The organism is Bradyrhizobium ingae (assembly GCF_055791185.1).
Genome location: NZ_JBVUBB010000024.1, coordinates 60,261 through 86,429, shown reverse-complemented (window position 1 = coordinate 86,429; position 26,169 = coordinate 60,261). Strand labels below are relative to the sequence as shown.

Annotated in this window: 25 protein-coding genes and 1 tRNA gene; 3 read left to right on the top strand and 23 right to left on the bottom strand. The window is 64.1% G+C overall.

Annotated features, from left to right (window positions below; all coding sequences use genetic code 11):
- Positions 1-19 precede the first annotated feature (19 nt).
- From ACV1FX_RS28245 to ACV1FX_RS28145, 21 genes are all read right to left on the bottom strand, one after another.
- Positions 20-1,690, bottom strand: coding sequence for a ribonuclease J (locus tag ACV1FX_RS28245; protein WP_473120832.1), 1,671 nt, complete (start codon positions 1,688-1,690; stop codon positions 20-22).
- Positions 1,690-2,496 (bottom strand): biotin--[acetyl-CoA-carboxylase] ligase, encoded by an 807-nt coding sequence (locus tag ACV1FX_RS28240; RefSeq protein ID WP_473120831.1) that lies wholly within the window; start codon positions 2,494-2,496, stop codon positions 1,690-1,692. Before ACV1FX_RS28240 ends, ACV1FX_RS28245 begins: the two co-directional genes overlap by 1 nt.
- A 2-nt stretch (positions 2,497-2,498) precedes the next feature.
- Positions 2,499-3,935: an NADH-quinone oxidoreductase subunit NuoN gene (gene nuoN, locus ACV1FX_RS28235; protein WP_473120830.1), complete on the bottom strand. Its 1,437-nt coding sequence runs from the start codon at positions 3,933-3,935 to the stop codon at positions 2,499-2,501.
- Positions 3,936-3,957: 22 nt separating this feature from the next.
- A complete protein-coding gene (locus tag ACV1FX_RS28230; protein ID WP_473120829.1) occupies positions 3,958-5,466 on the bottom strand; it encodes an NADH-quinone oxidoreductase subunit M in 1,509 nt (502 codons plus the stop codon).
- A complete protein-coding gene (gene nuoL, locus ACV1FX_RS28225) occupies positions 5,467-7,542 on the bottom strand; it encodes an NADH-quinone oxidoreductase subunit L (protein ID WP_473120828.1) in 2,076 nt (691 codons plus the stop codon). It abuts the gene before it with no gap.
- Positions 7,543-7,549: 7 nt separating this feature from the next.
- Positions 7,550-7,858 carry an NADH-quinone oxidoreductase subunit NuoK gene (nuoK, locus tag ACV1FX_RS28220; protein ID WP_284263458.1) on the bottom strand — a complete coding sequence of 103 codons (309 nt, stop codon included), beginning with the start codon at positions 7,856-7,858 and terminating at the stop codon, positions 7,550-7,552.
- Positions 7,855-8,493 carry an NADH-quinone oxidoreductase subunit J gene (locus ACV1FX_RS28215; RefSeq protein WP_473120827.1) on the bottom strand — a complete coding sequence of 213 codons (639 nt, stop codon included), beginning with the start codon at positions 8,491-8,493 and terminating at the stop codon, positions 7,855-7,857. The genes nuoK and ACV1FX_RS28215 overlap by 4 nt, the downstream gene beginning before the upstream one ends.
- 9 nt (positions 8,494-8,502) lie before the next feature.
- Positions 8,503-8,991: an NADH-quinone oxidoreductase subunit NuoI gene (nuoI, locus tag ACV1FX_RS28210; RefSeq protein ID WP_026232873.1), complete on the bottom strand. Its 489-nt coding sequence runs from the start codon at positions 8,989-8,991 to the stop codon at positions 8,503-8,505.
- Positions 8,992-9,005: 14 nt separating this feature from the next.
- Positions 9,006-10,073 (bottom strand): NADH-quinone oxidoreductase subunit NuoH, encoded by a 1,068-nt coding sequence (gene nuoH / locus ACV1FX_RS28205; protein WP_473120826.1) that lies wholly within the window; start codon positions 10,071-10,073, stop codon positions 9,006-9,008.
- Between the two features lie 10 nt (positions 10,074-10,083).
- Positions 10,084-12,159 (bottom strand): NADH-quinone oxidoreductase subunit NuoG, encoded by a 2,076-nt coding sequence (gene nuoG / locus ACV1FX_RS28200; RefSeq protein WP_473120825.1) that lies wholly within the window; start codon positions 12,157-12,159, stop codon positions 10,084-10,086.
- A gap of 5 nt (positions 12,160-12,164) precedes the next feature.
- The gene (gene nuoF / locus ACV1FX_RS28195; RefSeq protein WP_473120824.1) at positions 12,165-13,490 is read right to left on the bottom strand and encodes an NADH-quinone oxidoreductase subunit NuoF; all 1,326 of its coding nucleotides are present in this window, start codon (positions 13,488-13,490) and stop codon (positions 12,165-12,167) included.
- A 15-nt stretch (positions 13,491-13,505) separates the two neighbouring features.
- Complete coding sequence (locus ACV1FX_RS28190; RefSeq protein WP_473120823.1) at positions 13,506-13,706, bottom strand: hypothetical protein; 201 nt, start codon at positions 13,704-13,706, stop codon at positions 13,506-13,508.
- The gene (gene nuoE / locus ACV1FX_RS28185; RefSeq protein ID WP_473120822.1) at positions 13,706-14,317 is read right to left on the bottom strand and encodes an NADH-quinone oxidoreductase subunit NuoE; all 612 of its coding nucleotides are present in this window, start codon (positions 14,315-14,317) and stop codon (positions 13,706-13,708) included. Before nuoE ends, ACV1FX_RS28190 begins: the two co-directional genes overlap by 1 nt.
- A 12-nt stretch (positions 14,318-14,329) precedes the next feature.
- Positions 14,330-15,292 (bottom strand): FkbM family methyltransferase, encoded by a 963-nt coding sequence (locus ACV1FX_RS28180; RefSeq protein ID WP_473120821.1) that lies wholly within the window; start codon positions 15,290-15,292, stop codon positions 14,330-14,332.
- A complete protein-coding gene (locus ACV1FX_RS28175) occupies positions 15,292-16,488 on the bottom strand; it encodes an NADH-quinone oxidoreductase subunit D (protein WP_473120820.1) in 1,197 nt (398 codons plus the stop codon). Before ACV1FX_RS28175 ends, ACV1FX_RS28180 begins: the two co-directional genes overlap by 1 nt.
- A 2-nt stretch (positions 16,489-16,490) precedes the next feature.
- A complete protein-coding gene (locus tag ACV1FX_RS28170) occupies positions 16,491-17,102 on the bottom strand; it encodes an NADH-quinone oxidoreductase subunit C (protein ID WP_473120819.1) in 612 nt (203 codons plus the stop codon).
- An 11-nt stretch (positions 17,103-17,113) separates the two neighbouring features.
- Positions 17,114-17,698, bottom strand: coding sequence for a NuoB/complex I 20 kDa subunit family protein (locus tag ACV1FX_RS28165; protein ID WP_473120864.1), 585 nt, complete (start codon positions 17,696-17,698; stop codon positions 17,114-17,116).
- On the bottom strand, positions 17,695-18,060 hold the full coding sequence (locus tag ACV1FX_RS28160; protein ID WP_008136158.1) for an NADH-quinone oxidoreductase subunit A: 366 nt from the start codon (positions 18,058-18,060) through the stop codon (positions 17,695-17,697). Before ACV1FX_RS28160 ends, ACV1FX_RS28165 begins: the two co-directional genes overlap by 4 nt.
- Before the next feature lie 261 nt (positions 18,061-18,321).
- Complete coding sequence (locus tag ACV1FX_RS28155; protein WP_473120818.1) at positions 18,322-18,471, bottom strand: hypothetical protein; 150 nt, start codon at positions 18,469-18,471, stop codon at positions 18,322-18,324.
- A 56-nt stretch (positions 18,472-18,527) separates the two neighbouring features.
- A complete protein-coding gene (locus ACV1FX_RS28150; RefSeq protein ID WP_473120817.1) occupies positions 18,528-19,664 on the bottom strand; it encodes a PepSY-associated TM helix domain-containing protein in 1,137 nt (378 codons plus the stop codon).
- 22 nt (positions 19,665-19,686) lie between these two features.
- Positions 19,687-21,945, bottom strand: a complete 2,259-nt coding sequence (locus tag ACV1FX_RS28145; protein WP_473120816.1) for a TonB-dependent siderophore receptor — start codon at positions 21,943-21,945, stop codon at positions 19,687-19,689.
- A 345-nt stretch (positions 21,946-22,290) separates the two neighbouring features.
- Here ACV1FX_RS28145 and ACV1FX_RS28140 point away from each other — a divergent pair, with 345 nt between their 5' ends.
- On the top strand, positions 22,291-22,494 hold the full coding sequence (locus ACV1FX_RS28140) for a hypothetical protein (protein WP_473120815.1): 204 nt from the start codon (positions 22,291-22,293) through the stop codon (positions 22,492-22,494).
- Positions 22,495-22,593: 99 nt separating this feature from the next.
- Here the strand turns inward: ACV1FX_RS28140 and ACV1FX_RS28135 are convergent.
- A tRNA-Asp gene (locus ACV1FX_RS28135) sits at positions 22,594-22,670 on the bottom strand.
- Positions 22,671-23,013: 343 nt separating this feature from the next.
- Here ACV1FX_RS28135 and pepT point away from each other — a divergent pair.
- The gene (pepT, locus tag ACV1FX_RS28130; protein WP_473120814.1) at positions 23,014-24,261 is read left to right on the top strand and encodes a peptidase T; all 1,248 of its coding nucleotides are present in this window, start codon (positions 23,014-23,016) and stop codon (positions 24,259-24,261) included.
- A gap of 30 nt (positions 24,262-24,291) precedes the next feature.
- On the opposite strand, the gene chrA is transcribed toward pepT, so the two are convergent.
- The gene (gene chrA / locus ACV1FX_RS28125; RefSeq protein ID WP_473120813.1) at positions 24,292-25,524 is read right to left on the bottom strand and encodes a chromate efflux transporter; all 1,233 of its coding nucleotides are present in this window, start codon (positions 25,522-25,524) and stop codon (positions 24,292-24,294) included.
- 223 nt (positions 25,525-25,747) lie between these two features.
- Between chrA and ACV1FX_RS28120 the strand changes: the two genes are divergently transcribed.
- Positions 25,748-26,107 carry a hemerythrin domain-containing protein gene (locus tag ACV1FX_RS28120; protein WP_473120812.1) on the top strand — a complete coding sequence of 120 codons (360 nt, stop codon included), beginning with the start codon at positions 25,748-25,750 and terminating at the stop codon, positions 26,105-26,107.
- The last annotated feature ends 62 nt before the right edge of the window (positions 26,108-26,169 follow it).

Below are 26,169 nucleotides of genomic sequence, written 5' to 3'. Positions count from 1 at the left end.
AAGCTCATGCTCAAACAATTTAGACTGTCAGTACATGTACCAGACAGGGGGGCTTTTTGCCCCAGTGTTCGTTGATCACGGCGCGCACGGCCCGTCGCACCGACTCCGCCAAAGCATCGGGATCGCGGCGGCGCGGCTTCGGCAGGCCTTCGATCGTGGACATCACGGCATCGAAGACGAGGTCGTCGAACGTCTCGCCCGCCCTGTTCTTCTCGGGGATGCCGACGAGATCGACCTCGGGTTCGTCCGCGAGTTCGCCCTGCGCGGTCACGGCGATGGCGACGAAAGCGCAGCCGGAGAAGGCCATCCGCCTCCGCTCGACCACCGCGCGGGACTTGGAATCCTCCAGGATCGTGCCGTCCTTGTAGAGCCGCCCGGAAGGCACCTCCCCAACGATGCCGGGATCGCCCGGGCCGAGCTTGACCAGATCGCCGTTGCGGCAGACCAGCACCCGCGGCACGCCGGCAGCGCGCGCGAGCTTGGCGTGCTCGTGCAGGTGCAGCGCCTCGCCATGGACGGGGATCAGGAGCTGCGGCCTGGTCCAGGCGATCAGGTCGCGCAATTCGTCACGGCGGGGGTGGCCGGAGACGTGAACCAGGTGGTCACGGTCGGTGATGACCTCGATGCCCTGGAGGACCAGGTTGTTGATGATCGAGCCGACCGCCTTTTCGTTGCCCGGGATGGTCCGCGAGGAAAAGATCACACTGTCGCCGCGGTTGAGGGTGATCTCGGGATGATCGTCATTGGCGATCCGCGCCAGTGCCGCGCGCGGCTCACCCTGGCTGCCGGTGCACAGCGCCAGCACCTTGTTCTGCGGAAGGTGGCCGTAGACCTCGGGCGAGCGGAAATTCTGCACGCCGTCGAGATAGCCGGTCTCGCGCGCGACCTGCACGACCCGATCCATGGCACGGCCGACCACGACGACCTCGCGGTCCGCCGCCTTGGCCGCTTCGGCAACGGCCTTGATGCGCGCGACATTGGAGGCGAAGGTCGTTACCGCGACGCGGCCCTTGGCTTCCTTGACGAGCTCGATGATGGTTCTGGCAACCTCGGCTTCCGAGGGCGAGCGGCCGTCGCGCACCGCATTGGTGGAATCGCCGATCAGAGCAAGCACGCCCTCCTCGCCCAGCTCGCGCAGCCGCTTTTCATCGGTCGGACTTCCCAAGGTCGGGGTCGGATCGATTTTCCAGTCGCCGGTATGCAGCACCGTGCCGGCTGTGGTGTGGATCGCCAGTGCGTGCGCTTCCGGAATCGAATGCGCCACGGGGATGAACTCGACATTGAATGGGCCGACATCGACACGCCCGCCGGATGGGATCACCGTCACCGGGATGTTCGGTGCATTGCGCTCGGCCGCGCATTTGGCCTCGAACAGCGCCGCGCTGAACTTGGTGGCGAAGATCGGGCATTTGAGCTTGGGCCAGAGGTCGATGATGGCGCCGAAATGGTCCTCATGGGCGTGGGTCAGCACCAGGCCCATCAGGTTCTTACGCTCCTTCTCCAGGAAGCTGATGTCGGGCATGATCAGGTCGATGCCCGGCAGGTGCTCCTCGTCGCCGAAGGAGACGCCGAGATCGACCGCAAGCCAGGCGCGCTGGTGGCGGTTGCCGAGGCCGTAGATCGACAGGTTCATGCCGATCTCGCCGACGCCGCCGAGCGGGGCAAACACGAGTTCGTCGGGTCTTGCCATCATGCCGCTCCCACGGACGCGGCCGCGCCGAAGAACACCTCGCCTGCGGCCACCGGCACGCGCCCGCCATCGGCAGTACGAACGATCAGGCAACCGGCCTCGTCAATGGTGTCGAAGGTGCCCTCGAGCGTCGCGCTCCCGGTCTGGATCGCAACCTTCCCTCCAAGGCCAGCAGCGCGGTCCAACCAGAGACGGCGGATCTCCGCAAAGCCGCGGCCATCGTCCCAGATGCCCCGGAATTCAACCCAGGCGTCCGAAAGCGCCGTGAACAGTTCCTCCGCGCTGATGTGGACCCCGAGAGCAGCCAGCGACACTGCGGGCGTCGGCGTTCCCTCGGGGGCCGCGACGACATTGGTGCCGATGCCGACCACGACGGCAAGGCGATTGCCGATGGCCTCGGCTTCGAGGCCGATGCCGACGAGCTTCTTGCCATCAGCAAGCACGTCGTTCGGCCATTTCAGGGTATATCGGGGCCGGTCGGGCCCCAGGCGAAGCGCGGCTTCGACGCTGACCCGCTCCAGCGCGGCCTCCTCAGCCAGCCCCGCCGCAAAGCCGAGCGTGGCAGCGACGGCCGGCGCGACGTCCATCACCTCGAGGATGCTGGCCGCCAGATTACCCCGCGGCGCGATCCAAGCACGCTGGCGGCGGCCACGCCCGGCCGTCTGCTCCGAGGTCGCGAACCAGATCGGGCCGCGCTCGCCCTGGCGGGCGCGCACCAGGGCTTCCGTGTTGGTTGAGCCGATCTGGTCGAAGGCTGCGAGGCGGTAGCCCGCGTTGAGAGCGCGATGACCGAGCGCGAAGCCCATCCCTAGAACAGCGACTTTGCCGCTGCGCTGGCGACACTCACGACGGGTCCCGCAAACAGCGCAAACAGGATGTTGAACAGGCCCGCCACCGCCAGCACAGCCCGCACCTCGATGCGCACCGGATCGACCTGCCCGGCAGGCTCGTCGAAATACATCGTCTTGACGATGGTGAGGTAGTAGTAGGCGCCCACCACGCTCGCCAGCACGCCCAGAACCGCGAGCGTAAAGAGGTTGGCCTTGATCGCGGCGACGAAGACGTACCATTTGGCGAAGAAGCCCGCGAGCGGCGGAACACCGGCCAGCGAGAACAGCAGCATTGCGAACAAGAAGGCGAGCAGCGGGTTGGTGCGCGAGAGGCCGGCGAAATCGCTGATCTGCTCGACGGCCTGGCCGTTGCGCTTCATCGCCAGGATGACGGCGAAGGAACCGAGCGTCATCGCGACGTAGATCAGGATGTAGGTCAGCACGCCCTGCGCGCCCTCGACCGTACCGGAGGCAAGGCCGACCAGCGCAAAGCCCATATGGCCGATCGAGGAATAGGCCATCAGGCGCTTGATGTTGGTCTGGCCGATCGCGGCGAAGGAGCCGAGGGCCATCGAGGCGATCGAGACGAACACCAGGATCTGCTGCCACTGCGTGACGATGCCCGGGAAAGCGGTCAGCGTCGCGCGAGTGAAGACCGCGAGTGCCGCGACCTTTGGCGCCGAGGCGAAGAAGGCGGTCACCGGCGTCGGCGCGCCCTCATAGACGTCGGGCGTCCACATGTGGAACGGCACCGCCGAGACCTTGAAGCAGAGGCCGGCCAGCAGGAAGACGAGACCGAAGACCAGGCCGACGCTGGCGGTCGTGGCAGACGCCGCGATGCCGACAAAGCTGACCGTGCCGGTGAAACCGTAGATCAGCGAGGCGCCATACAGCAGCATGCCCGAGGAGAGCGCACCCAGCACGAAATACTTCAGGCCGGCCTCGTTGGACTTCGCATTGTCGCGGTTGCTGGTCGCGACGACGTAGAGCGCCAGCGACATCAGCTCGAGACCGAGATAGAGCGAGATCAGGTCGCCGGCCGAGATCAGCACCATCATGCCGAGGGTGGAGAGCAGCACGAGGATCGAATATTCGAAGATGCGGCGCGACGGATCGGACAAGAACTCCGTCGACAGGATCAGCGTCACCGCCGATCCGATCAGCGCCAGGATCTTCAGGAAGCGCGCGAAATCGTCGACGATGAAGCTGCCACCGAAGGTCACCTGTTTGCCCGCGGGCAACAGAAGTACCAGCACGCCGGTTGCGACCAGGAGCAGGACGGCGAGTGTCGTGATCGCCTTCGTGCTCCCCTGCCCGCGATACGCGCCGAGCATCAGGAGCGCCATGCTGCCGACCGCGAGCACGAGCTCGGGCACGACCGGCGCCAGTTGATAACCTGCTGTCTCAAAGCTCATGGCGATATCCTGACCTGCCCGCTCACTGGAGCAGTGCGGCGGCCTTCACGGCCGTCACCGCAGTGTTGTAGTTGTTGACGAGTTGCTGGACCGAGGCGGCCGACATGTCGAGCACCGGCTTCGGATAGACGCCGAACAGGATCGTCAGCGCGATCAGCGGGAACAGCGTCAGGCACTCCCGGAAGGTGAGGTCCTTGATGGTCATCAGCGACGGCTTCACCAGCGCCCCGAACACGACCTTGCGGTAGAGCCAGAGTGCGTAGCATGCCGACAGGATCACGCCCGTGGTGGCGAAGAACGCCGTCGGGAGCGAGACCTTGAAGGTGCCGAGCAGCGTCATGAATTCGCCGACGAAGCCGGAGGTGCCGGGCAGACCGACATTGGCCATGGTGAACACCATGAACGTCAGCGCATAGAGCGGCATCCGGTTGACGAGGCCGCCATAGGCCGCGATCTCGCGGGTATGCATGCGGTCGTAGACGATGCCGACGCAGAGGAACAGCGCGCCGGAGACGATGCCGTGCGAGATCATCTGGAACACGCCGCCGGCGACGCCCTGCATGGTGCCGGCGAAGATGCCCATGGTGACGAAGCCCATATGGGCGACCGATGAATACGCAATGAGCTTCTTCATGTCCTCCTGCATCATCGCCACCAGCGAGGTGTAGATGATGGCGATGGTCGAGAGCGTGAAGATCAGCGGCGCAAAGTCATGCGAGGCGAGCGGGAACATCGGCAGCGAGAAGCGCAGGAAGCCGTAGCCACCCATCTTCAGGAGGATCGCGGCCAGGATCACCGAGCCCGCAGTCGGCGCCTCGACGTGTGCGTCGGGCAACCAGGTGTGCACCGGCCACATCGGCATCTTCACGGCGAAGGAGGCGAAGAAGGCCAGCCACGCCCAGGTCTGCAACGACCGCGGCACGGCCGTGTGCATCAGGGTCGGGATGTCGGTCGTGTTGCCGTTCCAGTAGAGCGCCATGATGGCGAGCAGCATCAGGACCGAGCCGAGCAGCGTGTAGAGGAAGAACTTGAACGACGCGTAGACCCGGCGCGGGCCGCCCCAGACGCCGATGATCAGGAACATCGGAATCAGGCCGCCCTCGAAGAACAGATAGAACAGCACGAGATCGAGCGCCGAGAAGGTGCCGATCATCAGCGTTTCCAGGATGAGGAACGCCATCATGTATTCGCGCACCCGGTTCTGGATCGCCTTCCAGCTCGCGACGATGCAGAACGGCATCAGGGCGGTGGTCAGGATCACGAAGGGCAGCGAGATGCCGTCCACACCCATATGGTAGGTGATGCCGGCAGCCATCCAGTTGGCCTTCTCGACGAACTGGAAATCCGCGATCGACGGGTCGAAGCGGGCGACCAGCAGCAGCGACACCGCAAAGGTGATCAGTGTGGTCCAGAGCGCAATCCAGCGCGCATTGCGCCGCGCCGCCTCGTCATCGCCACGCACGGCGTAGACGAGCAGCGCACCGACCAGCGGCAGGAACGTGGTGACGGAAAGGATGGGCCAGGTTGTCATTTACTGGCCTCCAAAGCCGAACATGAACCAGGTGATCAGGCCGGCGACGCCGATCAGCATGGCGAATGCATAGTGATAGAGATAGCCGGTCTGGATCTTCACGACGTTGCGGGTGACGCGCAGAACCGACGCCGAAACACCATCCGGACCGAATCCGTCGATGATGAAGCCGTCGCCCTTCTTCCAGAGCTGGTAGCCGATCCACTTCGCCGGACGGACGAAGATGATGTCGTAGAGCTCGTCGAAGTACCACTTGTTGAGCAGGAACTGATACAGCATCGGCTGGGTCTTCGCGAGCTCGACAGGCAGATATGGCCGGCGGATGTAGAACAGGTACGAGATCAGGAAGCCCACGATCATCATCACCGTCGGCAGGAAGCCGATGGTCTCGGGGATGTGGTGCATCTCTTCGATGATGTGCGGGTTCATCTTCACGGACTCGCGGAAGAACTCCTCGATGCCGTGACCGGCGAACAATTCCTTGAACGGCAATCCGGCGACGAAGGAACCGACCGCGAGCACGCCGATCGGGATCAGCATCCAGATCGGGCTCTCATGCGCAGCCTCGTAGTGATGCTCGTCATGCGGCTCGCCATGGAAGGTCTTGAAGATCAGGCGCCAGGAATAGAACGAGGTCAGGCCGGCGGCAACGACCGTCATCAAGAAGCCGTACACCGCGAACGGATTGTGCGAGGCGTAGGCGGACTCGATGATCGCGTCCTTGGAGAAGTAGCCGGCGGTAAGCGGGAATCCCGTCAGGGCAAGCGTGCCGACCACCATCACCGCGTAGGTGTAGGGGATCTTGCGCCACAGGCCGCCCATGTTGCGGATGTCCTGCTCGTGGTGCATCGCGTAGATCACCGAGCCGGAGCCCAAGAACAACAGCGCCTTGAAGAAGGCGTGGGTGAACAGGTGGAACATGCCGACCGAATAGGCCCCTGCTCCCATCGCCACGAACATGTAGCCGAGCTGCGAACAGGTCGAGTAGGCGACGATGCGCTTGATGTCGTTCTGAACGAGGCCGACGGTCGCGGCGAAGAACGCCGTGGTTGCGCCGAAGAACATCACGACGGCCTGCGCGTTCGGCGCGAGCTCGAACAGCGGCGACAGCCGGGCCACCATGAACACGCCCGCGGTCACCATGGTCGCGGCGTGGATCAGCGCCGACACCGGGGTCGGGCCTTCCATCGCATCCGGCAACCAGGTGTGCAGCAGGAACTGCGCCGACTTGCCCATCGCCCCCATGAACAGAAGCACGCAGGCGAACGTCAGGGCGTCGGCGTGCCAGCCGAAGAAGTTGATGGTCTTGCCGGTGAGGCCGGGGGCCGCATGGAAGATCGTCTCGAAATCAGTCGAGCCGACCAGCGCGAAAACCGCGAAAATGCCGAGCGCAAAGCCGAAGTCGCCGACGCGGTTGACGACGAAGGCCTTGATGGCGGCCGCGTTCGCCGAAGGCTTCTGGTACCAGAAGCCGATGAGCAGATAGCTGGCGAGGCCCACGCCTTCCCAGCCGAAGAACAGCTGCACGAGGTTGTCGGCCGTCACCAGCATCAGCATGGCGAAGGTGAACAGCGAGAGATAGCCGAAGAAGCGCGGCCGGTTCGGATCCTGGTCCATATAGCCGATGGAATAGAGGTGCACGAGCGAGGACACGGTGTTGACCACCACCAGCATCACGGCCGTGAGGGTGTCGACCCGCAGCGTCCAATAGACCTGGAGGTCCCCGGAGAGAATCCAGGGCAGCAGCGGAATCCGCGCGTCGTGGTGCATGAAGCCGACGTCGACCAGCGTGAACCACGACAGGGCCGCCGAGACGAACAGCAGCGTCGTCGTGATCAGCTCGGCCGCGCGCGAGCCCTGAGCCGGCGGCTCGGAGACGTGGTGGTCGTCGTGACCATGATCGTCATGAGAATGATCATCATGGGCGGCCGCGGCATGGGCATCGCCATGACCGTGATCGTCGCCGTGATGCTCGACCGTATCGCCGCTGGGGTTGCGGCCATGCGCGCCGAAAATGGCGATCAGGCCGGCGAGAATGGCGCCCAGCAGAGGCAGAAAGACAATTGCCTGAACCATAGCCGGGTTAACCCTTCATCAGATTGACGTCCTCAACCGCGATCGAGCCGCGGTTGCGGAAATAGACCACCAGGATGGCGAGACCGATCGCGGCTTCCGCAGCCGCGACCGTCAGCACCAGCAGCGCGAAGACCTGGCCGACGATGTCGCCGAGGAACGTCGAGAACGCCACCAGGTTGGTGTTGACGGCAAGCAGGATCAGCTCGATCGACATCAGGATGACGATGATGTTCTTGCGGTTCAGGAAGATGCCGAGGATACCGAGCGTGAACAGGATCGCGCCGACGGCAAGATAGTGTCCGAGCCCGATCGTCATTTCACCCACTCCGCCGCGTCAGTATCCGAAAGCCCCTGCCCCGAGGCCACCTTGCGCAGCGCCATCGCCATCTCGGGCGTGCGCGCGTTCTGCACATTGATGTCCTGCCGCTTGACGCTCGCCTTGTGGCGCAGCGTCAGCACGATGGCGCCGATCATCGCGACCAGCAGCACCATGCCGGCGAGCTGGAAGTAATGGATGTACTTCGTATAGAGCACGAGCCCGAGCGCCTCGGTGTTGGAGACGTTGGTCGGGATGGCCGCCGTGATCGTCTTGGCCACGGTCGGATTGATCACCCAGGCGCCGACGACCAGCAGCAGCTCGAACATGAAGATGCCGCCGATCACGAGGCCAACCGGCAGGTACTCGATGAAGCCCTCGCGCAGCTCGAGGAAGTCGACGTCGAGCATCATGATCACGAACAGGAACAGCACGGCGACCGCGCCGACATAGACGACGATCAGGATCATCGCCAGGAACTCGGCGCCCATCAGCACGAAGAGGCCGGAGGCGTTGACGAAGGCCAGGATCAGGTACAGCACGGAGTGCACGGGATTGCGCGAGACAATCACCATCACCGCCGAGGCGACGCAGATGCCGGCGAACAGATAGAAGAACAGCGCGGGAAGGATCATGCCCTCACCTCACCGGTACGGCGCGTCGAGCTCGATCGCTTTCGCGATCTCGCGTTCCCAGCGATCGCCATTGGCGAGCAGCTTGGCCTTGTCATAGAACAGTTCCTCGCGGGTCTCGGTCGCGAACTCGAAGTTCGGGCCTTCGACGATGGCGTCGACCGGGCAGGCCTCCTGGCAGAGGCCGCAATAGATGCACTTCACCATGTCGATATCGTAGCGCACGGTGCGGCGGGTGCCGTCGTTGCGGCGCGGGCCGGCCTCGATGGTGATGGCCTGCGCCGGGCAGACCGCTTCGCACAGCTTGCAGGCGATGCAGCGTTCCTCGCCGTTGGGATAGCGGCGCAGAGCATGCTCGCCGCGGAAGCGCGGCGAGATCGGGCCCTTCTCGAAGGGATAGTTCAGCGTCGGCTTCGGCTGGAAGAAGTAACGCATGGCGAGGAAGAACGCCGATACGAATTCCGACAGCAGAAGCGAGCGCGCGGTGGCGTTGATGTTGATACCCATGGCGGACCTCACTTCGGCGCGATGCCGGCAAACTGCAGCACGCCGGCCACCACGATCACCATCGCCAGCGACAGCGGCAGGAACACCTTCCAGCCGAGACGCATCAGTTGATCGTAGCGGTAGCGCGGCACGATCGCCTTCGCCATCGCGAACAGGAAGAACATGAAGAACAGCTTGAGCGAGAACCAGATGATCCCCGGCACCCAGTTGAAAGGCGGTAGATCGACCGGCGGCAGCCAGCCTCCCAGGAACAGGATCGTCGCCATCGCACACATCGTGACGATCGCGACATACTCGCCGAGCATGAACAGCAGATACGGCGTCGAGCCGTACTCGACCATGAAGCCGGCGACCAGCTCGGACTCGGCCTCGACGAGGTCGAACGGCGGACGGTTGGTTTCCGCCAGCGCCGAGACGTAGAACACGACGAACATCGGGAACAGCGGCCACACATACCAGTTCAGGATGGTGAGCTGCGGCAGGCCGATCAGGCTTGCAAGGCCGCGTGCATGCTGCGCCTCGACGACGGCCGAGAGGTTCAGCGTGCCGGCGCAGAGCAGGACGGTGATGATGACGAAGCCGATCGAGACTTCATAGGACACCATCTGCGCGGCCGAGCGCAGCGCCGCCAGGAACGGGTACTTCGAGTTAGACGACCAGCCGGCCATGATGATGCCGTAGATCGACAGCGACGAAATCGCGAAGATGAAAAGGATGCCGACATTGATGTCGGAGATCACCCAGCCGAGATTGGTCGGGATCACCGCCCAGGCCGCGAGCGCGAGCACGCAGGAGACCAGGGGAGCCAGCAGGAAGACACCCTTGTTGGCGCCGGCCGGAATGATCGGCTCCTTCAGCACGAACTTCAACAGGTCGGCGAAGGACTGGAACAGACCCCAGGGGCCGACTACGTTCGGACCGCGGCGGATCTGCACCGCAGCCCAGATCTTGCGGTCGGCGAGCAGGATATAGGCGATCGCGACCAGCAGGACGACGAGCACTAAAACGCTCTCCGCGACCATGATGATCAGCGGCCAGAGGAATCCGGTCCAGAATGCGCTTTCGAAGAATTCCATCAGATCACGCTTACTCCGCTGCGGTCAGCATCTGCCCGGAGGCAAGCCGCGAGCATTCCGCCATCACGGCGGACGCACGCGCGATTGGGTTGGTGAGGTAAAAGTCCTCGATCAGGGGCTTGAACGGCGCCTTCTCCGGCGTGCCGCCCTTGCCTGTGAGGGCCTTGACCTGGTCGGCTGTGCCCGCCTCGATCTGATCCAGGCGGATCAGATGCGGCACCGCCTTGAAGACCGCCTGGCGCAGGGCCGCCAGCGAGTCATAACCGAGCTTCTTGCCGAGCGCTTCCGACAGCGCACGGATGATCGCCCAGTCCTCGCGGGCCTCACCCGGCGGGAACGCAGCGCGGCCCGTCATCTGCACACGCCCTTCGGTGTTGACGTAGATGGCCGACTTCTCGGTATAGGCCGCGGCCGGCAGGATAACGTCGGCGCGGTGCGCGCCGCGGTCGCCATGGGTGCCGATATAGACGACGAAGGTGCCGTCCGGCGCCTTGATCTCGTCGGCCCCGAGCAGGAACAACAGGTCCAGCGTGCCGAACGTCGACATCTGCGCGGCGTTCAGGCCGCCGCCACCCGCCGCAAAGCCGATATCCAGCGCACCGACGCGCGAGGCCGTCTCGTGAAGGACGCCAAAGCCGTTCCAGCCGTCCTTCAGCGCGCCGATATCGAGCGCCAGCTTGGCCGCCTGCGCGAGGATCGCCGCGCCGTCGTGGCGCGAAGTCGCGCCGGCGCCGACCAGGATGACCGGATGCTTGGCGTTCTTCAGGACGTCGGCGAAGGAGTGCTTGCCGGCGGCGAGATCGGCGAGCGTCTCCGTACCCGCTCCGAGATGATCGTAGTCGTAGGTCAGGTCGGCCTTGGTGCCGATCAGGCCGATCTTGAAGCCCCCGGCGCGCCAGCGCTTGCGAATGCGGGCGTTGAACACAGCCGCTTCCTTGCGCGGATTGGCGCCAATGATCAGCAACGCGTCAGCCTGCTCGATCCCGACGAGCGTCGGATTGAAGATATAGGAGCCGCGACCGAGTGCGGGATCGAAGGCGTCGCCGCCCTGCACCGCCAGATTGCCTGAGCCGAACTTGGCCAGCAGATCCTTCAGCGCGAACATCTCCTCGACACCAGCGAGATCACCTGCGATCGCGCCGATCCGCTTGCCGTCGGTACGGCCTGCCTTGGCGGCGATCGCAGCGAAGGCTTCGGTCCACGAAGCCGGGCGCAGCTTGTCGGCCTCGCGGATATAGGGCCGGTCGAGCCGCTGGGTGCGCAGGCCATCGACGACGTGACGCGTCTTGTCGGAAATCCATTCCTCGTTCACGGCCTCATTGACGCGCGGCAGCACGCGCATGACCTCGCGGCCACGCGTGTCGACGCGGATCGCCGAGCCGACGCCGTCCATGACGTCGACCGACTGGGTCTTGCCGAGCTCCCAGGGGCGCGCGGCGAAAGCGTACGGCTTCGAGGTCAGCGCGCCGACCGGGCAGATGTCGACGAGATTGCCCTGAAGCTCGGACGTCAGTGCGTGCTCGAGATAGGTCGTGATCTCCATGTCCTCGCCGCGACCCGTGGCACCCATCTCGGGGGCCCCCGCGACTTCCGCAGAGAAACGGACGCAGCGGGTGCATTGGATGCAGCGGTTCATCGACGTCTTGACCAGCGCGCCGAGATACTTGTCCTCGACGGCGCGCTTGTTCTCGGCGAAGCGGCTGGTGTCAACGCCATAGCCCATCGCCTGGTCCTGAAGGTCGCACTCGCCACCCTGGTCGCAGATCGGGCAGTCCAGCGGATGGTTGATGAGAAGGAATTCCATCACGCCTTCGCGCGCCTTCTTCACCATCGGCGAACGCGTCGAGATCTCCGGCGGCTCGCCCTTCGGGCCCGGACGGCAGTCACGGACGCCCCAGGCGCAGCTTGCGACCGGCTTCGGGCCACCCTTCACCTCAACGAGGCACATCCGGCAATTGCCGGCGATCGACAGCCGCTCGTGATAGCAGAAGCGCGGAATTTCGGCGCCGGCGGCCTCGCACGCCTGGAGCAGCGTGTACTCCGGCGGGACATCGATCTCTTTGCCGTCGATGATGAGCTTTGTCATTCTTCCTACTCCGCCGCGACCATGTTCACGGGATCGCGGACGCCGGCATCGTCGATGTCGGCCTTGTGCGAATACTGGTCGATGCGCGCTTCGATCTCATGACGGAAATGCGCGATCAGGCCCTGGATCGGCCAGGCGGCTGCGTCGCCGAGCGCGCAGATGGTGTGGCCCTCGACCTGCTTGGTGACTTCCAGCAGCATGTCGATCTCGCGCTTGTGGGCGCGGCCCTCGGCCATGCGGGTCAAGACGCGCCACATCCAGCCCGTGCCCTCGCGACACGGCGTGCACTGGCCGCAGCTCTCATGCTTGTAGAAATAGGAGATGCGGGCGATCGCGCGGATCAGGTCGGTCGACTTGTCCATCACGATCACGGCCGCGGTGCCGAGGCCCGAGCGCAGCTTGCTCAGGCTGTCGAAATCCATCGGCGTGTCGATGATCTGCTCGGCCGGCACCATGCGCACCGAGGAGCCGCCGGGGATCACGGCCTTGAGGTTATCCCAGCCGCCGCGGATGCCGCCGCAATGCTTGTCGATCAGCTCACGGAACGGAATGCCCATGGCCTCTTCGACGTTGCAGGGCCGCTCGACATGGCCGGAGATGCAGAAGAGTTTCGTGCCGACGTTGTTGGGACGGCCGATTCCGGCGAACCAGGCTGCGCCACGCCGCAGGATATCAGGCGCAACCGCGATCGACTCGACGTTGTTGACGGTGGTCGGACAGCCGAACAGGCCGACATTCGCCGGGAACGGCGGCTTCAGGCGCGGCTGGCCCTTCTTGCCCTCGAGACTCTCCAGCAGCGCAGTCTCCTCGCCGCAGATATAGGCGCCGGCGCCGTGCGCGACGTAGATGTCGAACGGCCAGCCATTGACGTTGTCCTTGCCGACCAGCTTGGCCTCGTAGGCCTGGTCGATCGCGGCCTGGAGGTGTTCGCGCTCGCGGATGAACTCGCCGCGGACATAGATGTAGCAGGCATGCGCATTCATCGCGCAGCTCGCGATCAGGCAGCCCTCGATCAGGAGATGCGGATCATGACGCATGATCTCGCGGTCCTTGCAGGTGCCGGGCTCGGACTCGTCGGCATTGACGACGAGATAGCTCGGACGGCCGTCGGTCGATTCCTTCGGCATGAAGGACCATTTCAGGCCGGTCGGGAAGCCGGCGCCGCCGCGGCCGCGCAGCCCCGAAGCCTTCATCTCGTTGATGATCCAGTCGCGGCCCTTGTCGATGATGGCCTTGGTGCCATCCCAGGCGCCGCGGCGCCGCGCCCCCTCGAGCCCCCAGTCATGGAGGCCGTAGAGGTTCTTGAAGATGCGGTCCTTGTCCTCGAGCATATCAGTGCTTTCCGATCAACGATTGGACTGCTTGTAGGCAAGTCCGGCGGCGCAGACGGCAAAGGTCAGCGCCCAGAGCAGGCTGGTCTCCTGCGACGCATTCGTCATGAAGCGCTGCAGCAGGAACATGAAGGCCGCCGCGACCGCGGCGTGCATGGCAACGAAGCCCCATTTCTTCACGGCCTCGCTCCCTCCAGTTGCGGGGAGATCACGCATCAGGTGGTCTCCTTCAGCGTGGTTGGTCCGGTGATCGGGGCCGAGAACTGTCGCCCGTTCTGCGGGCCCGGCTTGGGCGGACTGCCCGAGGCAAAGCCGTCGAGCACCTTGCCGAAGCTTTCCTTGGTCAGGTCCTCGTAGGTGTCCTTGCCGATCAGGACCATCGGTGCGTTCACGCAGGCTCCGAGGCACTCGACCTCTTCCCAGCTGAAATTGCCATCCTTGGAGAGGTGGAAGGGCTCGTGGTGGATGCGGCTCTCGCAAACGTGGATCAAGTCTTCTGCGCCACGCAGCCGGCACGGCGTGGTGCCGCAGACCTGAACGTGGGCCTTCTTGCCGACGGGCGCGAGCTGGAACATCGTGTAGAAGGTCGCGACTTCCAACACGCGGATGTAGGGCATGTCGAGCATGTCGGCGATCACGCGGATCGCGGCTTCCGACACCCAGCCATCGTTCTGCTCCTGCGCGCGCCACAGGATCGCGATCACGGCCGACGCCTGACGCCCGGCCGGGTATTTGGCGATCTGCTGCTTCGCAAACGCGAGGTTCTCGTCCGTGAACGCAAAGCTCGCGGGCTGGACTTCCTTGGGCGCTAGGCGGCGAACGGACATCTCTTCAATCTCTCACTGGATACGGCGCGCGGCCTTCGCATTCAGGGCATCGATCCTGTCCTGCCAGAATGCGCTTGCGGTGCCGAAAACGTTGTAGCCGACATGGGTGGAGACCTTGATGCGATCGAGGATCGAAAGCTCGGTCACTGTCTCCATGCGATGGGTGCTGGGATCGTAGACGATCAGCTTCAGCGGGGTATGTTCAAGGATGTAGCGCGACACAGCGTGGCTGCGATCGCTGCCGTGCTCCTCGCACATGATCACGCTGTCGCCTTCAAGAAGTCGCTTGCCGCCCTTGATGGCCTCGATCTCGACGCCTTCGACATCGAGCTTGATCAGATATTTGCCGCTCGCTTCGACCTTGCCGTCGTCGAGCAGATTGTCGAGCGCGATCACCGGTACTTCCTCACCGCCTGCCGAGGGGGCGCCGGCGATGCTGAACGCCTCGTGCTTGGTGCCGGAGAGCCGCGCGGTGCCGCGCTGGGCACCGATCGCGCATTTCATGGTCTCGAAACGATCGCCGTTGACGCGCGCGTTGTTCGCGAGCTTCGGGTAGTTCTGCCCCGACGGCTCGATCGCGATCGCCTTGTGCGCGCCGAACGGCTTGCTCGATACCAACACCGACCAGTAGCCATAGTTCGCGCCGCAATCGAGCAGCGTGTAATCGACGTCGACGGAGTCCGCGAACAAGAGCTCCAGCTCGTCCTCGTAATTGTAGGAGCGGTTGAGCAGCTTGCTCCAGTAGCCGTCGCCGTAAGGGAATTCGAACACCGCGTCCGCGTTGAGCTTGATCGCGATGTTGCGCGCGGGCAGCGTTTTGCGCAGCAGATTGGCGCAGGCGATGTAGCCCATGTGCGAAAAGTGCGAGGAGATCTTCGATCCCGTCACCAGCGCCAAGGCAGCCGTCCGCTCCCACAGGTTAGCCCCTTCAAGGGCCCCCGAGGCGCGGTCAAACTGGATTGGCGCCTGCGCCATCACCGATCGACCTCTCCGAACACGATGTCGAGCGAGCCGAGGATGGCCGAGACGTCGGCGAGCAGATGGCCCCTGCAGATGTGGTCCATGGCCTGCAGATGGGCAAAGCCCGGCGCGCGGATCTTGCACTTGTAGGGCTTGTTGGAGCCGTCGGAGACCAGATAGACGCCGAACTCGCCCTTCGGCGCCTCGACCGAGGCATAGACCTCGCCGGCCGGCACGTGGACGCCTTCGGTGTAGAGCTTGAAGTGATGGATGAGCGCTTCCATCGAACGCTTCATCTCGCCGCGCCGTGGCGGGAAGACCTTGTTGTCCTCGACCGCGACCGGCCCCTGCCCGTCCGGCGCCTTCAGCTTCTCGATGCACTGCTTCATGATGCGCACCGACTGGCGCATCTCTTCCATCCGGATCAGGTAGCGGTCGTAGCAGTCGCCGTTCTTGCCGATCGGAATGTCGAATTCCATCTCGGCGTAGCACTCATAGGGCTGCGACTTGCGCAGATCCCAGGCCGCGCCGGAGCCGCGCACCATCACGCCCGAGAAACCCCACTCCCAGGCCTCCTTCAGCGGCACCACGCCGATGTCGACGTTACGCTGCTTGAAGATGCGGTTGGCGGTGAGCAGGCGGTCGAGGTCTTCGACGACTTTCAGGAACGGATCGCACCACGCCTCGATGTCATTGATCAACTTGGGCGGCAGGTCCTGGTGCACGCCGCCGACGCGGAAGAAGGCTGCGTGCATACGGCTGCCCGAGGCGCGCTCGTAGAACACCATCAGCTTCTCGCGCTCTTCGAAGCCCCACAGCGGCGGGGTCAGCGCGCCGACGTCCATCGCCTGCGTGGTGACGTTGAGAAGATGCGAGAGGATGCGGCCGATCTCGCAATAGAGCACGCGGATCAACTGGCCGCGCCGCGGCACCTCGATGCCGAGCAGCTTTTCAGCCGCCAGGCAGAAAGCGTGCTCCTGGTTCATCGGCGCGACGTAGTCGAGGCGATCGAAATAAGGAATCGCCTGCAGGTAGGTCTTCTGCTCGATCAGCTTTTCCGTGCCGCGGTGCAAGAGCCCGATATGCGGATCGACGCGCGCAACGACTTCGCCGTCAAGCTCCAGCACCAGGCGCAACACGCCGTGCGCCGCAGGATGCTGCGGACCGAAATTGATCGTAAAGTTGCGAAGCTGTTCGGGTTGTTCGTTCATGATCAGACCTTCGGCCCCGCCTTCTCATCGCCGGGCAGCGGATAGTCGGCCCCTTCCCACGGCGAGAGGAAATCAAACTTGCGGAATTCCTGGTTGAGCCGGACCGGCTCATACACGACCCGCTTCTCCTGGTCGTCGTAGCGGACCTCGACGAAGCCGGTGAGCGGAAAGTCCTTGCGCAGCGGATGCCCCTCGAAACCGTAGTCGGTGAGGATGCGGCGCATGTCGGGATGGCCGACGAAGATCACGCCATAAAGGTCATAGGTCTCGCGCTCGAACCAGTCGGCGCCGGGAAACACCTCGATCAACGACGGCACCTGGGTGGTTTCGTCGGCCTGAGCCTTGAGCCGGATCCGCGTGTTCAGCGTCGGCGACATCAGGTGATAGACGACGTCGAAACGCTTCTCGCGCGACGGATAATCCACCGCCGTCACGTCGGTGAAATTGACGAAGCGGCAATTCGGATCGTCGCGGAGGTACTTGACCACCTCGACGATCTTGGCAGCCTCAACATCCACCGTGAGCTGGTTGAAGGCCACCGAATGACCGGTGGCGGCGCCCGGAAGCGCGCTAACGATCGTTTGCCCAAGGGCGTCGAGCTTGCCGTCGTCCATGACGTAAAACCTTAGCGTTCGATGGTGCCGGTGCGCCGGATCTTCTTTTGCAGCAGCAGCACGCCGTAGAGCAGTGCTTCCGCCGTGGGCGGGCAGCCCGGCACGTAGATGTCGATCGGCACGATGCGGTCGCAGCCGCGCACGACCGAGTAGGAATAGTGATAATAGCCGCCGCCATTGGCGCAGGAGCCCATCGAGATGACGTAACGCGGCTCAGGCATCTGGTCGTAGACCTTGCGCAGCGCCGGGGCCATCTTGTTGGTCAGGGTGCCTGCGACGATCATCACGTCGGACTGGCGCGGCGAGGCACGCGGCGCGAAGCCGAAGCGCTCGACGTCGTAGCGCGGCATCGAGACCTGCATCATCTCGACCGCGCAGCAGGCGAGACCGAAGGTCATCCACATCAACGAGCCGGTGCGTGCCCAGGTGATGAGGTCGTCAGTGGCAGCCACGAAGAAGCCCTTGTCGGACAGCTCGTGATTGACCTCGAGGAAGAACGGATCGTTGGCCCCGACCGGCTTTCCGGTCGAGGGATCCAGGATGCCCTTCGGGGCCGGCGCGAGAACCGTACCCGTGGACGATGCGGCAGGGTTCAATCCCATTCCAGTGCCCCTTTCTTCCATTCATAGGCAAACCCCACCGTCAGCACGGCGAGGAACACCACCATGGACCAGAAGCCGGTAGCTCCAAGCTTTCCGAACGCCACCGCCCAGGGGAACAAGAACGCCACCTCGAGGTCGAAGATGATGAAGAGGATGGCGACCAGGTAGAAGCGGACATCGAACTTCATCCGGGCGTCGTCGAAGGCGTTGAAACCGCACTCATACGCCGACAGCTTTTCCGGATCCGGCTGCTGGAAGGCCACGATGAAGGGGGCGATCAGCAGCACGAGGCCAATCAGGCCCGCTACCCCTATAAAGACCACAAGTGGAAGATAGTTCTGCAGAATGCCGCTCATTGGCGAGCCCTTTTTCCCGCAAGCCTCGGGTGGCTCGCGGATTCGTCCCGATTTGGAATTATTCTGAGCCTTAGCGCAGTGCACCAAAGGGTGCAAGACGCGCTGTTTTTAGGCCCTTTGCCGCCCCCAGAACAGTGGAAATCCCGGAATCGCCCCGCGGCTGGTATGGAGCAGAACGGCCGCTCCAGCAAGGGCATCCCTGCCGGTCTTTCCGCCCGTTGCCGGATGCTCCACGCGGAGCATGCCGGCGCGTCTCAAGGCTTAGGACGCTTTTGCTTTCCTGCTGCGACGCAGCCAGGCCCAGGGAATGACGAGCACGGGAAGGCCAACCGTCACCCAGGCGACATATTTGCCGATCTCACCCCACAGCAGCGCCGCGAGCAGGCCGATCGAGGTCGCAGCGGCGATCAAAATCGGCGCGCCGAAGACCTGTATCCACGTGCGCGAGCGAGGGAGCGAGGCACACATCATGACGGAACCGGGGCTCGTTTGGCGAATGCATCGGACCGGGCAGGCCTCCGCTTCCGCCGCCGTGCCAGCCAAAGGTAGAGACCGCTGCCGATCACGATCATCGTGAGCACGTCGAGCGCAGCCCAGATCACCTTTAGCGGCATACCGCCATAGTTGCCGAAATGCAGCGGTTGCGAAATCAGGAGCGCCTGCAGGTAGACCGGCAGCGCCCAGCTGTCGGCGACCTCCCCGGTCTCCCCGTCCAGCAGCACAGGCTTCAGCAGGCGCGCCGTGAGGGCGGTATCGCCGCGCATGAACGCCGCGAAATGGTGCGATGATGTAAACGGGGTGCCCGGGAAGGCAATGAAAGCGATGTCCATGCCGGGCGCTGCCGCCCTGGCGCGGGCGACGACGCCGTCCAGCGAGGCCAGATGCACCGGCGGCGGCTTTCCGGCATAGGGCGCGACCATGCTGGCGAGCTCGGTCGCCTTCCACTGGTCGAGCATCAGCTCGGCCCAGGTGTTGATCACGCCGGTCAGCCCGACGACCAGAGCCCAGACCACCGTGACCACGCCGATCAGATTGTGCCAGTCGAGCCAGACCACGCGGCGCGCGGCGGGGTAGCGGATGGTCGCAAAGCGCAGGCGGCGAGTGAATGGCCAGTAGAGCACCACGCCGGAGATGACGGCGACCGCGAACACCAGTCCCATCGCACCGAGAAACAGTTTTCCGGCCTGGCCGGCGAACATGTCGGTGTGCAGCTTGAGCACGATCAGCATCGGACCGACGCCGACAGGTCCGAGCAGTCTGGCCGAGACCGCATCAAAGGCGCGCACGGTGGCATTGTCCGGCGGCCCATCCGGCGCATTGTTGGTGAATGCGAACACGATCCCGGGCTCGTCCTTGTCCCAGGAGACATATTGCAGCACCCGGCCGGGATCGGCGGCGAGCGCGGCGTCGGCGACCGCTTGGGACGTCGCAGGCGCCGCGCCCGCATGAGCTTCGGGCTGGGGGGCATAGCCCAGAAGCTCGTCGATCTCATGATGGAAGATCAACGGCAGGCCGGTCAGGCAGAGCAGAAGCAGGAACGCGGTCGAGATCAGGCTGGTCCAGGTGTGGACCCCAGACCAGAGCCTGACGGTGCGCGCCTTCACAACGCGTGTCCCTCGCCTGCCCTCACCATTTGTAGGACACGCTGGCGGTGACGCGCCGGCGATCGCCATAGAAGCAGGCGGTGGCCGCCGCGCAGCTCGCGACGTAGGTCTTGTCGGTCACGTTGATCACGTTCAACGCGGTGCGCCAGTTCTGCCATTCGTAGTGAAGCGCGAGATCGCCGAGCACGACGGCCGGAACCTCGAGCGTATTGGCGGTATCGGCCCAGGACGAGCCGACGTAACGCACGCCCCCGCCGAAGCCGAAGCCCGCCAGCGGTCCCTCCTTGAATGTGTAATCGGCCCAGCCCGAGGCCAGGAGCTCAGGCGTGTTGGTCGGCGTCTTGCCGATCAGCGACGAGTTCAGGTCCTTGCTGGTGAAGAGATGATAGCTCGTGAAGGCGCCGATCAGCTTCAGCTCCTTCGTGACATTGGCAACCGCCTCGAGCTCGATGCCGCGCGAGGTGACCTCGCCGGTCTGGTTCTGCAACAGCACGTTCGACGGATCGGTGGTCAGCGCATTCTGGCGCTTCAGATCGAAGGCCGAGACGGTGAAGTAGCCATCGAACCATTTTGGCTGCACCTTCAGACCGACCTCAACCTGCTTGCCAGTTTCCGGCAGGAGCAACTGATTGCTGGCGTTCAGGCCAATGACCGGGTTGTAGCTCGTCGCATAGGAGACGTAGGGCGCAAGACCGTTGTCGAAATTGTAGATCAGGCCCGCGCGCCCGCTGAACCTGCTGTCATCGCGACTGGCGACGGTGGCACCGGTGTCGCGAGCGGCCTGGGTGGTCTCGACCCAATCGTTGCGGCCGCTCACCACCAGCGTGAAGTTGCCGAGCTTGACCTGGTCCTGAAGATAGGTGCCGGCCTGCTTCTGGGTGATCAGGTAGTTGCGGAACGGTCCGGTCGTGAATGGCACGTTGAGGCCGTAGACTGGGTTGAAGATGTTGAGCGACGGCGTGGTGCCGAACTGGAACTGCTGATAGTCGTCGATCTGGTAGCCCCGCAGATCGACGCCGAACAGCATCGTGTGCTTCAACAGGCCGGTGTCGAAACGATACTCCAGCTGATTGTCGAGATTGGCCTGGTTGGCCGTGTCCTTCGCATACCAATTGTAGCGCGCGATGTCGCCCGTCGTGGCATTGGAATAGCCGTTGGCGACGAGGCCGCGATACGTCACGTCGACATGTGCGAAACGCGCATTCTGACGGAACGTCAGGCTGTCGGTGAGATTGCGCTCGAACTGATAGCCGAGCATCTCCTGCTCGCGCGTGAACTTGTCGACGCTGGGATCGCCGAGGAACGTGCTCGTCGGGATGCGGCCGAATGGTGCATTGGTCACCGTGCCCTGATAGGGCAGGAAGTTGATGCCGCGGGTATCCTGCCTGGATGCCGACGCCAGGACGGTGAACGTCGTGTCGGCATCCGGTTTCCAGGTGACCGACGGCGCGATGAAGTAATTGTTGTCAGGCGTGAAGTCGACCTGCGTGCCGCCGTTCTGGACCTGGCCGACGACGCGGTAGAACAGCTTGCCGTCCTGCGGCTGCGTCGCGACGGGACCGCCGACATCGAAGCCGACATAGGCGTTGCCGAAATTGTTGATGCCGGTCTCGATGTAGCGGATCGGCTCGGCGGGCGGCATCTTGCTGATGACGTTGACGATGCCGCTCGGGCTCGAGCCGCCATAGAGCACCGCGGACGGGCCGCGCAGCACCTCGACGCGCTCCATGTTCGGCGTTTGCAGCTTCCAGCTTGCATAGGACGTGTAGAAGAGTTGCATCCCATCGAGGAACAGGCCGACGTCGTCCGATTTAAAGCCCCGGATCAGCCACCAATCGTTGCGGGTATCGGCACCAAAGGTGCCGGCGCGCACGCCCGCCGAATAGCGCAGCACCTCGTCCAGCTTGTTCGGCTTCTGGTCGCGGATCTGCTCGGCGCCGATGACCGATACCGATTGCGGCGTCTCCATGATCGGCGTGTTGGTCTTGGTGCCGGACGAACTGCGGCCAGCGACATAGCCGTGGACCGGGCCGCGCGGCGTCTCGACGAATCCGACATTACGCTCAGGCTGCGGCTTTCCCTCGCTCGTGCTCTGCGCTGCGCGCGGCGTTCGACGCGGCGCCGCGGCCGCCGCGCGGCGGCGAGGCTCAGGCGAAGCCACGGTGACCGGCGGCAAAGCCTGCGCGCCGCTCTGCGACGAGGCTCCCGAGGATTGAGCGACCGAAACTTGCGGCAACAGCACCAAGGCGGACGCGGTCGCAAGTCCCGCCGACCGCAGCATTCCAAGACAGTTCAACGCACCACCCCAACCTGCAACGCTTATTGTTCCATGTCGTCAGTGCGAATGACGACATGCGTTGCGGCGACGCTTAAGCGAGCGCGTGCGGAAGACCTAATTGAATGCCTCTTAGAACAGCTCTTAGACGACTTCCAAGCACGCCCGCGACGCGCCGAGGCCGGCTTCGGCGCTAGTGCCCCCGAGCGGCGGGTTGAAACGGCCCTCCTGGCGAAACCAAGCCGCCCGGCAGATGAAACCATTTTGCCGACGTCGCGAAACCATCCGGAAACAGATCGTCCTTAGAAGACGAGCCAACAGACGGGCGGGAAAGCCCGTCGGGAGGCTCAGATGAACCACTCCATTCACTCTGCTGATCGTGCGACGCACCTGAAGATCGTGGTGGTGGCGCTGGTGGCCGGCATCGCCGTGGCTGCCTTCGGAATCGCGGCGCGAACCAGTGTCGATCTCAGCCAGACTGCTCAGACCACCCACGTCATCAAGGCCGGCAAGCCCGTGGCCGTGACCAGCTCAGGCACCTCGGCAATCCGCTAAGGCCGAAACGGACCATTTCGGACACACGCCAAGGCCGCCTCCGGGCGGCTTTTCGTTTGCGGTGATTTGAGAGAATTTTGAGCTAAGCCATTGATTCAATGGCGCGAGAGACGGGGCTCGAACCCGCGACCTCCGGCGTGACAGGCCGGCGCTCTAACCAACTGAGCTACTCCCGCGTGCTGGGCAAAGCCATGCGGAACGAGGGGGGACTTAAAGGTGCGATCTGGTGAAGTCAAGGACGTTGCGCCACTCCCGTAAACATCGGGTGTTTCTGCGAGACTTCGCCGAAATCCAGCCAGATCACTGGCCCCTCAGGTCCCGAATCGTCTGCCGCCCGGAGGCGGCACATTCCGGCGCCGGAAGCCGCTGTCGGTCCGTTCAGGGAACTGGCTGAAGCCTGCTCCCGCTTACGCTTCGTTAAGCCTGATCACGCCTCCTTGTGCGGCGATGCGGTCCCCCGGAATGACGCTTTTTCTGGTATACCGCCCCCTCACCCCGACCCGGCGGTTACGAGAAGAAATGTCCCTCACCTTTACCCATACCGTGACTGAGCGCTTCCTGCGCTACGTCACCATCGACACCCAGTCCGATCCCGAATCTCCCACCTCGCCCTCGACCGAGAAGCAAAAGGATCTCGGGCGCGTGCTCGTCACAGAGCTCAAGGCCATGGGCGTGGAAGATGCTCATCTGGACGACTACGGCTATGTCTACGCGACGATCCCGTCCAACACCGACAAGAAGGTGCCGGTGATCTGTTTCTGCTCGCACATGGACACCTCGCCCGACTGCTCGGGCAAGGACGTCAAGCCACAGCTCGTGAAGAATTATCGCGGCGGTGACATCACGCTGTCGGCCGATCCCACCCAGGTGATCCGCTTCGCCGAGCATCCGGCGCTCAAGAACCAGATCGGCAATGACATCGTCACCACCGACGGCACGACGCTGCTCGGCGCCGACAACAAGGCCGGCGTTGCCGAGATCATGGATGCCGCGCATTTCTTCATCAACAATCCCGACGTGAAGCACGGAACCATCAAGATCCTGTTCACGCCCGATGAAGAGATCGGCCGCGGCGTCGACAATGTCGACCTGAAGAAGCTTGGCGCCGATTTCGGCTACACCATGGATGGCGAGAGCGCCGGCAGCGTCGAGGACGAGACGTTCTCGGCCGACGGCGCCACCATCACCATCACCGGCGTCTCTGCCCATCCCGGTTACGCCAAGGGCAAGATGGAGCACGCGATCAAGATCGCAGCGGCCATCGTCGAACGCCTGCCCAAGGAAGGCTGCTCGCCCGAGACCACTTCGGGCAAGCAGGGCTTTCTGCATCCGATCGGCATCTCGGGCGCGCTGGAGCAGGCGACGCTGTCCTTCATCGTGCGCGACTTCACCGAGGAAGGCCTGAAGGAGAAGGAGACGTTGCTCGAGGGCATCGTCAAGGACGTGATGAAGGACTATCCGCGGTCGACCTACAGGTTCGAGGTGCGCGAGCAGTATCGCAACATGAAGCAGGTGATCGACCGTCACCCGCACATCCTCGAATACGCCATCGAAGCGATCCGCCGCGCCGGGCTGCGTCCGATGCGCACCGCGATCCGCGGCGGCACCGACGGCTCGCGTCTCTCCTTCATGGGCCTGCCCTGCCCCAACATCTTCGCCGGCGAGCACGCGTTTCACTCACGCCTGGAATGGGTCAGCCGGCAGGACATGGAAAAGGCCGTCCAGACCATCGTGCATCTGGCGATGATCTGGGAAGAGCGGGCCTAGGGTCGCCCCGCGCCAATGCCTGCGCCCCGGCTACACCAAAGCCTGGGCGATCCCGGCCAGCGCGCTGAACGCGACGACTGCAAGCGGCGGCGCGCGCCAGGCCGTCAGAAGCACGAAGCCGACCAGAGCTATCCCGAAATCGCCGGGCGCCTTCACGGACGACGTCCAGACCGGATTGTACAGCGCCGCTCCGAGCAATCCGACCACGGCGGCATTGACGCCGCGCATCACGGCCTGAGCGCCGGCTCGCCTGCGGAAACCATCCCAGAACGGCAAGGCCCCGACGAGCACCAGGACGCCGGGAAGGAAGATGCCGACGAGACCGAGCACCGCACCGGCCATGCCGTTCGGCGTCGTCTTGACGACGCTCCCGAGATAGGCGGCGAAGGTGAAGAGCGGACCCGGCACCGCCTGCGCCGCACCGTAGCCAGCGAGAAATGCATCGTCACCGATCCAGCCGGGTGTCACGAACGCCTCGCGCAGCAGCGGCAACACCACATGCCCGCCGCCGAACACCAGCGCGCCGGAGCGGTAGAAGGCCTCGAACAGGGCAACACCAGAGGATGACGTCAGACCGCGCAGCAGCGGCAGCCCGGTCAGCAGGGCGAAAAAGACCATGAGGGCGAGGATTCCGGCGGTTCGCGACACCGGCATTTCGACATGCCCCGACGGAGTTGCGGGAACATCTCGGCAAAGCCACAGGCCGGCGAGGCCGCCAAGCGCGATCGCGCCGATCTGCGCGATCGAGGCGCTGCTGAACAGGATGATCAAGGTTGCAGCAACGGCAATCGAAGCACGCTGGCGGTCCGGACACAGCGTGCGCGCCATCCCCCATATCGCCTGCGCCACGATCGCCACCGCGACCAGCCTGAGACCGTGCAGCAATCCCGCGCCGGCCGGGCCGCCCAGCGCGGATGCGCCATAGGCGAACAGCACCAGCACGATCGCCGACGGCAACGTGAATCCGGTCCAGGCAGCAAGCCCGCCGAGATAACCGGCGCGCATCAGCCCGATGGAAAATCCGACCTGACTGCTGGCCGGCCCCGGCAAGAACTGACAGAGCCCCACGAGATCGGCATAGGCGTGTTCATCGATCCATTTGCGTCGAACGACGAACGCGTCTCGGAAATAACCGATATGGGCGATCGGGCCGCCGAAGCTCGTGAGACCAAGCCGGAGAAACACGAGAAGGACTTCCAGTGCGGTCCCTCTGCCGGCCAATGAGGCTCCAGTTCGCTCCTGCGGTGACGCCGCCTCGGCCATACTTCCCTCTACGCGCTGCTGCAAAGGCCCGGGGGCTCCAATCACTTATCTGTTTTCGATAAACAAGTGGGACGAACAAGCTAATCCTTCATGGCTTCGCCAGTGAATTCAAGAAGCCGTGCCTTCGCCAGAGCGAGCCCCTTCTTGCCCAGCGGCGTCGCCCGGTAAAATTTGCGCGCCGTGCGGCCCGCTCCCTGCTTGCGCGATCTGGAAAGCCGGACAGATGGTCGACCTGGTCGACACGCTGCTGAGGCAGCATCAAGCCGGCCGGAACGTCACCGAGACGATCATCAAGCTGGCGCCTTCAGGCCGCAGCAATACCGACGATCGCAGGCAGCTCGTGACGGCGATGCAATCGTTCATCACGATGTACCGGCCGCATGCGGCGCGCGAGGACACCGATCTCTTTCCGAAGCTGAAGGACGTTGTTTCGTCGAACGAGTACGATGCAATGGCGGAAGAGTTCGAGAAAAAGGAGCACCAGCTGTTCGGGGAGGACGGGTTCGAGAAGATGGCAGCCCGCGTCGCAGGCCTCGAGCAGAAGATGGGCATCCACGATCTTGCCCAGTTCACCCCACGCTGACGGTCGCGCCGCAACGGGCTGCCTTTCGGCGCGCCCGTTGCAATCTTCATGGTCCGCCGCAA

What these genes read in the sequence shown, in the direction of transcription:
- ACV1FX_RS28145 (WP_473120816.1), bottom strand. Translation starts at nt 21,945, where the DNA reads ATGCTGCGGTCGGCGGGACTTGCGACCGCGTCCGCCTTGGTGCTGTTG.
- nuoE (WP_473120822.1), bottom strand. Translation starts at nt 14,317, where the DNA reads ATGTCCGTTCGCCGCCTAGCGCCCAAGGAAGTCCAGCCCGCGAGCTTT.
- nuoH (WP_473120826.1), bottom strand. Translation starts at nt 10,073, where the DNA reads ATGGAATTCTTCGAAAGCGCATTCTGGACCGGATTCCTCTGGCCGCTG.
- chrA (WP_473120813.1), bottom strand. Translation starts at nt 25,524, where the DNA reads ATGGCCGAGGCGGCGTCACCGCAGGAGCGAACTGGAGCCTCATTGGCC.
- ACV1FX_RS28160 (WP_008136158.1), bottom strand. Translation starts at nt 18,060, where the DNA reads ATGAGCGGCATTCTGCAGAACTATCTTCCACTTGTGGTCTTTATAGGG.
- ACV1FX_RS28245 (WP_473120832.1), bottom strand. Translation starts at nt 1,690, where the DNA reads ATGGCAAGACCCGACGAACTCGTGTTTGCCCCGCTCGGCGGCGTCGGC.
- ACV1FX_RS28215 (WP_473120827.1), bottom strand. Translation starts at nt 8,493, where the DNA reads ATGATCCTTCCCGCGCTGTTCTTCTATCTGTTCGCCGGCATCTGCGTC.
- ACV1FX_RS28120 (WP_473120812.1), top strand. Translation starts at nt 25,748, where the DNA reads ATGGTCGACCTGGTCGACACGCTGCTGAGGCAGCATCAAGCCGGCCGG.
- ACV1FX_RS28190 (WP_473120823.1), bottom strand. Translation starts at nt 13,706, where the DNA reads ATGCGTGATCTCCCCGCAACTGGAGGGAGCGAGGCCGTGAAGAAATGG.
- ACV1FX_RS28170 (WP_473120819.1), bottom strand. Translation starts at nt 17,102, where the DNA reads ATGGACGACGGCAAGCTCGACGCCCTTGGGCAAACGATCGTTAGCGCG.
- ACV1FX_RS28230 (WP_473120829.1), bottom strand. Translation starts at nt 5,466, where the DNA reads ATGACAACCTGGCCCATCCTTTCCGTCACCACGTTCCTGCCGCTGGTC.
- ACV1FX_RS28180 (WP_473120821.1), bottom strand. Translation starts at nt 15,292, where the DNA reads ATGGCGCAGGCGCCAATCCAGTTTGACCGCGCCTCGGGGGCCCTTGAA.
- ACV1FX_RS28175 (WP_473120820.1), bottom strand. Translation starts at nt 16,488, where the DNA reads ATGAACGAACAACCCGAACAGCTTCGCAACTTTACGATCAATTTCGGT.
- nuoL (WP_473120828.1), bottom strand. Translation starts at nt 7,542, where the DNA reads ATGGTTCAGGCAATTGTCTTTCTGCCTCTGCTGGGCGCCATTCTCGCC.
- nuoN (WP_473120830.1), bottom strand. Translation starts at nt 3,935, where the DNA reads ATGAGCTTTGAGACAGCAGGTTATCAACTGGCGCCGGTCGTGCCCGAG.
- nuoK (WP_284263458.1), bottom strand. Translation starts at nt 7,858, where the DNA reads ATGACGATCGGGCTCGGACACTATCTTGCCGTCGGCGCGATCCTGTTC.
- ACV1FX_RS28240 (WP_473120831.1), bottom strand. Translation starts at nt 2,496, where the DNA reads ATGGGCTTCGCGCTCGGTCATCGCGCTCTCAACGCGGGCTACCGCCTC.
- ACV1FX_RS28140 (WP_473120815.1), top strand. Translation starts at nt 22,291, where the DNA reads ATGAACCACTCCATTCACTCTGCTGATCGTGCGACGCACCTGAAGATC.
- nuoF (WP_473120824.1), bottom strand. Translation starts at nt 13,490, where the DNA reads ATGCTCGAGGACAAGGACCGCATCTTCAAGAACCTCTACGGCCTCCAT.
- nuoG (WP_473120825.1), bottom strand. Translation starts at nt 12,159, where the DNA reads ATGACAAAGCTCATCATCGACGGCAAAGAGATCGATGTCCCGCCGGAG.
- pepT (WP_473120814.1), top strand. Translation starts at nt 23,014, where the DNA reads ATGTCCCTCACCTTTACCCATACCGTGACTGAGCGCTTCCTGCGCTAC.